The sequence below is a fragment of the Bacillus sp. AFS017336 genome (genome assembly GCF_002555445.1).
In the GTDB taxonomy this organism is placed as follows: Bacteria; Bacillota; Bacilli; order Bacillales; family Bacillaceae_G; genus Gottfriedia.
The window spans coordinates 1-2,728 of the sequence record NZ_NUCO01000067.1 but is presented as its reverse complement, the minus strand read 5'-3'; the positions used below and the strand labels follow the sequence as shown (position 1 = coordinate 2,728).

Genomic DNA, 2,728 nt, shown 5'->3' with positions numbered 1-2,728 from the left:
GGCAATTAGAAGATGATATGATCCCCACCGTTTCTCGAGTAGGACCATATGATGATTTATGGAATTTAGATAATAAAAGAGAAAACATTGCTCCTGTAAAACCTCCAAAAAAGAAATTCCCACCACAACCTGAAAAGGATCTTTTACTATTTATTCAACATTTTAGTCGCGAATTAGAAGAGTGGCAACGAGACATTTTAACAATGTTACGAGAGGAAATGCTTTATTTTTGGCCACAGCTCGAAACAAAAATTATGAATGAGGGATGGGCTAGTCTTTGGCATCAACGTATTTTGAGAGAGTTAGATTTAACATCAGGTGAATCAATTGAATTTGCAAAACTGAATGCAAGTGTACTACAGACCTCGAAGACAAGTATAAACCCTTACTATTTTGGACTGAAAATGTTTGAGGATATTGAAGAAAGATATAACAATCCATCTGAAGAAATGAAACAATATGGGGTGAAAGTTGGTTCTGGAACTGAAAAAATTTTTGAAGTACGCGAGCTTGAATCAGATACTAGTTTTATTAGAAACTATTTATCAAAAGAATTTGTTATGAACAAAGACTTGTACTTGTTTAATAAACAGGGAAAAGAATATAAGGTTAATGATAAAAGTTGGGTGAATGTACGTGATCAATTGGTAAACATGCGTACGAATGGAGGATACCCCTATATTACTGTAAATGATGGAGACTATCAAAAAAATGGTGAATTGTATTTAAATCATTCATTTGAAGAAATTGAATTAGATCTTAAATATCTTGAAAAAGTTTTACCATATATATTCCAATTATGGGGAAGACCGACTCATATTGAGACAAAAATGGATGGAAAAGCTGTATTATTTAGTTATGACGGCAATAATATAAATCGTAAAACTTTGTAAATGCCTGTTTAGACGTTTTTTTATTTTAGCTGTTTTCGTAAACCTTGTTGTTTAAAAAGAGATATGTTGATTACCATTATCCATGCCACAACCAAACAAGTACTCTCCACATTTTGAGCTAAATCTATATAATATCAGAAGTGAAATACGGGACTTTTTTTACTTGCCTGTCGTGATTTTAAACAGGCGTTTTCTTGTCCTCTTGAACTAACGCATTGCTTTAGTTCAAGATCTTGGGTTGCCATTGGCAGCTAATTTTTATGAGGTAATAGCCAAATTATCCCAAATTACAAATACAAATATTAAGTTATAATTAATATAAATTAAAGAAAATTGTAATTTTATAATCCTTATATTAGTATCTTTCAACTAATCAGAATTTAAATTATTGGAGAATTTTATGTATTATATTACCTTTTTATTTGTTGCAATTGTAATTAATGCTTTAGCCATTTTTTGTTTATTAATTTTAGACGAGCAAAATAATAAGAAAAATAAAATGATAGAACATCTCTAATTGAAACAGAAAAATTTAACTAGATTTCTATTGAAGCTTTCTAAAACTTTAGGGTTTTATTTAGGCATAACTTATTTTTGATTTAGCTTTCTTAAGTGATAAAGAAAATTAACAGATTGTTGTTCAACTAACGCATGCGTTAGTTCAATAAGAACACATAGGGGGAAATACAAATGTTTAACCAGGAAGAGAAAGAAAAATATGATGATTTAGTAAAACTTCATATAAAAATCTTTGGTGAAAAGATGACTCAACATTTTTTAGTAGAAGGGAAAAAAAATAACAGATATGAATCTGATTATCCGATTTTTCTTATAAATTATAAAGCAGGAAAATTCTTATTAGAAATGTATTGTCAAAAATTATCTGATGAACATACAACTGGTAGAATACTAGATAAACTTGAAGATGAATTTCAAGAATATCATTTATTTGTAGAACGAAATAAAAAACAACGAAATAAATAATAAGACTAGGTGACGTTTCACCACTTTAAAAGTCATATCATTTGATATGGCTTTTAAAGTGGTCTTATTTAACTAACACATGCATAAGTTGAATTGGAATCTATCATCTAAGTTAATTAAACTTTATCCAAACTGTCTTTTTTAGAAGAAATTTATTAGTAATTTGTAACTTCATTTTATTTGAGATATAATAGCTTTAACCATTTGCTTTACCGACATCCACGTTTGATTTTACCCTTATTCTATTTTCGAATAGGGGTTTTTAATTTTATAAGACATAAATAAAGTCAGATTCTATCAAGTAGAATCTGACTAATTTTTAGTTAATTATGCTTTTTTTACATTAGTCGCTTGAGGTCCACGTTGACCTGACTCTACATTAAATGTAACAGCTTGGCCTTCATCTAATGATTTGAAACCATCAGTTTGAATAGCTGAGAAATGTACGAATACATCATCTCCATTTTCACGCTCGATGAATCCAAAACCTTTATCTGCATTAAACCATTTTACTTTACCATGTTCCATTTTTGTTGCCTCCTAGTGCGATTTACACACATTAATATTTCAATATTAACATAATAGTTAGTGATAATCAAATTATCCTAAATAAAAGGACATTTCTAATTTATATAACTAATTAATAAAACCTACTTATGCAACTAACGCATGCGATTCTTCAATAACGAAGGATCGTTTTTCGTATGCAGCTAAATGGCAGTTTAGTTGAACAAGGAATGAGATGCTAATGTAAAAAAAGAGGAGTCAACATGACTATTTTAATGATTATTTTCGCTATCATTTCATTTTCAGATTTGATAATTTTTACTATTAAAAATAAAGAGTATTAT

At 28.9% G+C, this 2,728-nt stretch carries 3 protein-coding genes; 2 read left to right on the top strand and 1 reads right to left on the bottom strand.

What is annotated here, in order from left to right:
* Both CN601_RS22035 and CN601_RS22030 read left to right on the top strand, forming a co-directional pair.
* On the top strand, positions 1-893 hold an 893-nt coding region (locus tag CN601_RS22035), incomplete at its 5' end, for a SpoVR family protein (protein ID WP_179865647.1).
* A gap of 690 nt (positions 894-1,583) precedes the next feature.
* Positions 1,584-1,877: a hypothetical protein gene (locus tag CN601_RS22030; RefSeq protein ID WP_098121186.1), complete on the top strand. Its 294-nt coding sequence runs from the start codon at positions 1,584-1,586 to the stop codon at positions 1,875-1,877.
* A gap of 327 nt (positions 1,878-2,204) precedes the next feature.
* On the opposite strand, the gene CN601_RS22025 is transcribed toward CN601_RS22030, so the two are convergent.
* Entirely contained in the window at positions 2,205-2,405 is a 201-nt protein-coding gene (locus CN601_RS22025; protein ID WP_098172367.1) for a cold-shock protein, read from the bottom strand.
* Positions 2,406-2,728: the final 323 nt, after the last annotated feature.